The organism is Mesorhizobium silamurunense (assembly GCF_014843825.1).
In the GTDB taxonomy this organism is placed as follows: domain Bacteria; phylum Pseudomonadota; class Alphaproteobacteria; order Rhizobiales; family Rhizobiaceae; genus Mesorhizobium; species Mesorhizobium silamurunense.
The window spans coordinates 1-2,523 of record NZ_JHQR01000411.1 but is presented as its reverse complement, the minus strand read 5'-3'; the positions used below and the strand labels follow the sequence as shown (position 1 = coordinate 2,523).

The following is a 2,523-nucleotide window of genomic DNA, read 5'->3' as shown; positions in this document are numbered from 1 at the left end:
GGCAAGCCGCGCTTCGATCGCTCGAAGTTCAAGCCGCGCCCGGAACGTGACGGTGAGCGGCGCGACGGCAAGCCACAAGGCGAGCGCCCCGACCGCCGCGAGGGGCGGCCGGACTGGAAGGGCAACAGGCAGGATGGCAAGGGCAATGCCGGTAAGCCGGCCTTCCAGGGCAAGCCGCGCGAGGAGCGCCCGCAGCGCTTCGACCCGGATTCGCCCTTCGCCAAGCTCGCCGCCTTGCGCGACCAGCTGAAGAAATAGCCTCGGCCGGTTGCGATGGTCGGAGAAGGCCGCCAGCGTATCGACAAATGGCTGTTCTTCTCACGTGCGGTGAAATCGCGGTCGCTGGCGGCGAAGCTGGTGGTTGCCGGACGCGTCCGCATCAATCGCGACAAAGCAGCGCAGGCCTCCGATCTGGTCAAGGCCGGCGATGTGCTGACCATCACGCTCGAGCGCCGAATCCTGGTCTGGAAGGTGCTCAACTGCGGCACCCGGCGTGGTCCTGCCGACGAGGCGCGGCTGCTTTATGAGGATATGTCGCCGCCGCCTACACCCAAGGGCGAGGCGGTCCCCGACGCTATTCCGGCACTGCGCGAGGCCGGCAGCGGCCGCCCGACCAAGCGGGAGCGGCGGCAGACCGACCGGCTGCTCGGCGACGACTGAAGATACAAGCGGAACCTCGTCGCGGCACCCGGCCGGAATTCCATTCCGCGACGCCGGCTCAGGCGGCAAGCCATGCCCTTGCCAGCGGCGGGCAAAGGCGTTACCTCACCTTCAAAAGCCCAGCAAAAACGGGACGTCCCGGAGTCTGCGATGACCTATGTCGTGACCGACAATTGCATAAAATGCAAATACATGGACTGCATCGAGGTCTGTCCGGTCGACTGTTTCTACGAAGGCGAGAACATGCTCGTCATCCATCCGGATGAGTGCATCGACTGCGGCGTCTGCGAGCCTGAATGCCCGGCCGACGCGATCAAGCCGGACACGGAGCCCGGCCTCGACAAATGGTTGCAGGTCAATTCCGAATACGCCGAGAAATGGCCCAACATCACCGCCAAGAAAGAGCCGCCGGCCGACGCCAAGGCCTTTGACGGCGAGACCGGAAAGTTCGAGAAATATTTCTCAGCCGAGCCTGGCGAAGGCGACTGACAGCAGGGCCGGCCTAGCCGGCATGACGCAGCGTAACGGGGCCGATACAATTGCTGTCTTGACAGGCAGCGACGGCGCTTGGCGTTAGCGAATGCAGCAAAACCTTGATTCTTCCGACTTTTTGTGTTACATCTACAAAACATGCCGGTGACACAACGTCGATTTATGGCGCTAACGCCCCAAATCACTGAAAGGTGAGCTTCTCAATCCGGACCAGAGCGATCTGGGGCAGGCGGTCGCATTTATGCGGTTTGCCGGTCCCGGCTTATTCCGGTGGGTTCACTTGTTTGTGCGGCTAAAGGTCGGCTTCCGCCGATCGTCTGAGTTTCAGCCGGCGCCGCCATGCCGGCGCTACAACTAAGGAGTTCAGGGCGTAATGGCAACGATCACCCCGCAGAAGAAGTCCACCGCGGCCCGTCACGGGTTCAAGACCGGTGAGTTCATCGTCTATCCGGCGCATGGCGTCGGCCAGATCGTGGCCATCGACGAGCAGGAAGTCGCGGGTCACAAGCTGGAGCTGTTCGTCATCGATTTCCAGAAAGACAAGATGCGGCTCAAGGTGCCGGTCGCCAAGGCGACCTCGATCGGCATGCGCAAGCTGTCGGAAGAGGATTATGTCTATCGCGCGCTGAAGGTCGTTCAGGGCCGCGCCCGCATCAAGCGCACCATGTGGTCGCGCCGCGCGCAGGAATATGACGCCAAGATCAATTCCGGCGACCTGATCTCGATCTCGGAAGTGGTGCGCGACCTCTATCGCGCCGACAACCAGCCGGAGCAGTCCTATTCCGAGCGCCAGCTTTATGAAGCCGCGCTCGACCGCATGGCCCGCGAGATCGCCGCCGTCAACCGCATGTCGGAGACCGAGGCGGTGCGCCTTATCGAGGTCAACCTCAACAAGGGCCCGAAGCGCGGCGCCAAGGCCGACAACGAGGAAGCCGAGCAGGAAGAAGCTGCCTGAGCTTTTTCGCCTACCGAACACGAAAAACCCGGCCTCGCGCCGGGTTTTTGATTCTGCGGGCTTGAGGATCGAGACTACGCCCCGCCACCGGCTTCCTTCTGCGCCTCCTCCTGCCGTAGCGAGGCGATGAAGCGCTTGGTCCGTTCACGTTCTGGCCTGTCGAACAAGACCGAGGCCGGACCTTCCTCGACGACGACACCGGCATCGAGGAACACCACCTCCTGCGCGATCTTGGAGGCGAGCCTCAGGTCATGCGTGGCCATCACCATTGTCGTGCCTTCGCGGGCCAGTTGGCCGAGCACGTCGACCACTTCCTGCGCCAGCTCCGGATCGAGCGCCGAGGTCGGCTCGTCGCAAAGCAGCACGCGCGGCGATGGCGCCAGCGCCCGGGCGATCGCCACGCGCTGCTGCTGGCC

At 63.4% G+C, this 2,523-nt stretch carries 5 protein-coding genes; 4 read left to right on the top strand and 1 reads right to left on the bottom strand.

All coding sequences use genetic code 11. The features are described 5' to 3' along the window. The 4 genes from DH10_RS35195 to DH10_RS35180 all read left to right on the top strand — a co-directional run. A partial coding sequence (locus DH10_RS35195) for a hypothetical protein (protein WP_192385899.1) occupies positions 1–258 on the top strand: 258 nt, incomplete at its 5' end. 15 nt (positions 259–273) lie between these two features. Continuing rightward, positions 274–660, top strand: coding sequence for an RNA-binding S4 domain-containing protein (locus DH10_RS35190; RefSeq protein ID WP_192247108.1), 387 nt, complete (start codon positions 274–276; stop codon positions 658–660). A gap of 150 nt (positions 661–810) precedes the next feature. Beyond that, entirely contained in the window at positions 811–1,149 is a 339-nt protein-coding gene (gene fdxA / locus DH10_RS35185; protein WP_192247110.1) for a ferredoxin FdxA, read from the top strand. A gap of 376 nt (positions 1,150–1,525) precedes the next feature. Then, positions 1,526–2,107, top strand: coding sequence for a CarD family transcriptional regulator (locus DH10_RS35180; RefSeq protein ID WP_192247112.1), 582 nt, complete (start codon positions 1,526–1,528; stop codon positions 2,105–2,107). Between the two features lie 74 nt (positions 2,108–2,181). Here the strand turns inward: DH10_RS35180 and DH10_RS35175 are convergent. After that, positions 2,182–2,523 (bottom strand): ATP-binding cassette domain-containing protein (locus DH10_RS35175; protein ID WP_192385898.1); only part of this gene is annotated, 342 nt, incomplete at its 5' end.

Coding starts and splice junctions, on each gene's coding strand:
- DH10_RS35180 (WP_192247112.1), top strand. CDS start 1,526: ATGGCAACGATCACCCCGCAGAAGAAGTCCACCGCGGCCCGTCACGGG.
- DH10_RS35190 (WP_192247108.1), top strand. CDS start 274: ATGGTCGGAGAAGGCCGCCAGCGTATCGACAAATGGCTGTTCTTCTCA.
- fdxA (WP_192247110.1), top strand. CDS start 811: ATGACCTATGTCGTGACCGACAATTGCATAAAATGCAAATACATGGAC.